Source organism: Streptomyces sp. NPDC055078 (genome assembly GCF_053607985.1).
Map to the genome: position 1 here is coordinate 1 of NZ_JBSGUP010000843.1, position 3,087 is coordinate 3,087.

The 3,087-nt window shown below is 68.7% G+C and carries 3 protein-coding genes; 1 reads left to right on the forward strand and 2 read right to left on the reverse strand.

Features of this window, described 5'->3' with window-relative positions; translation table 11 throughout:
* Positions 1 to 55 precede the first annotated feature (55 nt).
* Complete coding sequence (locus ACWF94_RS37520) at positions 56 to 1,588, reverse strand: LVIVD repeat-containing protein (RefSeq protein ID WP_453499255.1); 1,533 nt, start codon at positions 1,586 to 1,588, stop codon at positions 56 to 58.
* Positions 1,589 to 1,748: 160 nt separating this feature from the next.
* On the opposite strand from ACWF94_RS37520, the gene ACWF94_RS37525 reads away from it, so the two are divergent.
* On the forward strand, positions 1,749 to 2,444 hold the full coding sequence (locus tag ACWF94_RS37525; protein ID WP_453499257.1) for a DUF305 domain-containing protein: 696 nt from the start codon (positions 1,749 to 1,751) through the stop codon (positions 2,442 to 2,444).
* 147 nt (positions 2,445 to 2,591) lie between these two features.
* On the opposite strand, the gene ACWF94_RS37530 is transcribed toward ACWF94_RS37525, so the two are convergent.
* On the reverse strand, positions 2,592 to 3,087 hold a 496-nt coding region (locus tag ACWF94_RS37530), incomplete at its 5' end, for a DUF6214 family protein (RefSeq protein ID WP_453499259.1).

Here is a 3,087-nt window from a genome sequence, read left to right on the forward strand (position 1 = left end):
CGATCAGTGCGACCAGCACGACTGGTACGACTGGTACGACCAGCCGGACGCCGGATCAGTCGTCGTCGTGGTCGTCATCGTCGTCGTCCCGGTCGAAGTAGTCCGGCTGGGTCTGGACGTTGAGCACGTCCAGCCGGATCTTCTTGGCGGGATCGGTGCGCCTGTCGTTGATCTTAAGGACGTCGAGCCCCTTGGCCATGTCGTTGGAGTAGACATAGCCGTTGTAGTAGTACGCGGACCACGTCCCTCCCCCGACGAGCGTGTCGGCGGAGAGGGGACCGCGCTCGAAGAAGCCGATCTCCTTGGGCTTGGCGGAGTCGGTGAAGTCCCAGACGGAGATGCCGCCCTGGTACCAGGCTTGGACCATGAGGTCCTTGCCCTTCACCGGGATGATCGAGCCGTTGTGTGCCACACAGTTCTCGGTGGCTGCCTGGTGCCGGGGGATCTTGTAGTAGCTGCGGAAGACGAGCTTGCGCTTGTCGCCCTTCCCGACCAGGTCGTAGATGCCGTTGGCACCCCGGTTCGGACCGATCTCGGCGTTGCAGGTGGCAGCGCCGCCGCCGCCCAGCTCGTCCGTGAAGACGACCTTGTCGACGTCCTGGTTGAAGGTGGCCGAGTGCCAGAACGCGAAGTTCACATTGTCCTGGACACGGTCGATGACCTTCGGCCGCTCCGGGTCCTTGATCGAGAACAGGATGCCGTCACCCATGCAGGCGCCGGCGGCCAGGTCCTTCGAGGGGAGCACCGTGATGTCGTGGCAGCCGGTGGTCTTGGAAACACCCGGGTTGGTGGGTCCGCCGGGGTTGCCACCGCCGTCGGGGCCGTCACCGGGGAAGAGCACGGGGAAGCCGACGACCCTCGCCTGCTGCGGGGCCTTCTTCGGGACCTTGATGACGGAGATCCCGTCATGCGGGGGCTTGCAGTCCGGGAAGGCCGCGTTCGGCGAGTACGAGGAGACGTACACGTAGATGTTCTTGCGGTCGGGCACCAGCGTGTGGGTGTGCGAGCCACAGGCCGTCTCGACAGCGGCGACGTACTTCGGGTTGCGCTTGTCGCTGATGTCGAAGACCTTCATGCCCTCCCACGAGTCCTTCACGGTGGCGGACTGCGACGTGCTGTTGCACGTGTTGTCGCTGCGTGAGGAGTCGGTGGACAGGAAGAGCAGATTGCCGGAGACCGAGATGTCGTTCTGACTGCCCGGGCACAGCACCTGGGACACGGTCTTCGGGGCCCTCGGGTTGCTGATGTCGAAGATCCGGAAGCCGTCGTAGTTGCCCGCGTAGGCGTACTTGCCCTGGAAGGCGATGTCCGAGTTGGTGCCCTTGAGCGCGTCCTTGGGGATGTTGGTGAGGTGCTCGATGTTCGAGCTGTGGACGATCTCGTCCACCCCGGGTATCGCACCGCTGTTGATCGCGGACCGCGCCTGGGCCTCCTGGCTGGCGGAGACATCCTTCTGGATGGGCTTGTCCCCGGGGTCGGGGATGGCGGCGGCGGGTCCGGCCGTCAGCAGCGTGGCGAGCAGTCCGGCCGCGGCAGCTGCCACGCCCAGACGTCTCCGCCGCACGCGGGTGGTGTGCAACAGGGTCACTGTGTCCTCCCTTGTAGCCGTTCCGGTATGAACGGTTCACGGACCCCGGCAGTATCTTCCTTTGCGTGCCCATATCAATAGATGGCTACAGACACGTAATGAAACTTTCTGATCAACTCCCTTGGAAAGCGTGCTAGGACGGACCCCAAACAGTCGTCAAATGCCCCAAGTCCCCCAGGAGGTCTCCGTGTTCAACCGCCGACGGAATTCGCGTGTTCGCATATCGGCCATCGCGACGGCGGCCGTCGCCGCCGTATTCACCCTGGGCGCCTGCGAGTCGGAGTCCGGCACTTCCGACAAATCCCAGGGAAAGAGTGACGGGTCCGTCGTGGCGCCGGGCAAGCCGGGTGAGCCCGCGAAGACGCTGTCCGCCGAGGAGGCCGCGAAGGCGGTCCCGGACAACACGCCCAACTCGGCCGACTTCACCTATGCGGACATGATGATCCAGCACCACGGCCAGGCGCTGACGATGACCGCCCTCGTACCGGAGAGAGCCGCGTCGCCCCAGGTGAAACGCCTCGCGGAGCGGATATCGGCCGCGCAGAAGCCGGAGATCGCCGCGATGGAGGGCTGGTTGAAGAACAACGCCAAGCACAGGCCGAAGGGCGGCGGTCACGACCATGGCGCGGAGCCCATGCCGGGGATGGCGACCGACGCCCAGCTGAAGCAGCTGCGGGCGGCCAAGGGCAAGGCGTTCGACGAGCTGTTCCTGAAACTGATGATCACTCATCACGACGGTGCCGTCACGATGGCGGCCGAGGCGCTGTCGTCGGGCAAGAACGTCCTCGTCCAGGAGATGGCGAACGATGTGATCGCCCAGCAGACGGCCGAGATCGGCCGGATGCGCAAGATGTGACGAGGGGTCCGGGGTTGCGGGGCCTGGGGTTGCGGGGCCCGGGGGTGCGGCGGCCCTGGAGGCCGTTCGCGGGCCGGGCCGGGGAAGAACCGCCGGGAGCGCCTCGTCCGCCCGGAGAGCGGGCACGACGGGCCTTGAGGGCGCCCCCTACCGGCGGTTGTGGCGCGGTGCGAGATAGCCCTCGTCGCGGGCGCCCGCGATCAGCCGCAGCGAGGTACGCCGGCTGTGGCCCGTCGCGCTCATCACCGCGAGCACGGGGTCCCGTCCGTCGCGCTGTGCCGCCCGGTAGGCGTCGGCAGCGATCCGGCGGCCCGCCCGGCCGCGCGGTACGGCGGTACGGGCGCGATGGCGGCCCGGCGCGGTGGCGGCGGCCGGGCCCGGGGCGACGCCGGGGGCGGCCGGTCCCGCGACGGCCCCGGCCGGATCGGCGTCGGCACCGGTCCCGCCGGGGCACGGCTCCCCCGGGTCGGCGACCACGGGCGCGGGGCCGGGGCCGGGCGCGGGGCCGAGTCCAGATCCGGGTGCGGGGCCGAGTCCGGACCCGGGCGCGGGCGCGGGTCCAGGCCCAGGTCCGGACCCGGGCGCGGCTGTGGGTCCGGCACCGGGCCCCGGCGCCCCGGCCGGATCGGGTCCGGTGCCACGT

Excerpts from the sequence above, each read along its gene's own strand:
- ACWF94_RS37525 (WP_453499257.1), top strand. The coding sequence starts at position 1,749 with ATGCCCCAAGTCCCCCAGGAGGTCTCCGTGTTCAACCGCCGACGGAAT.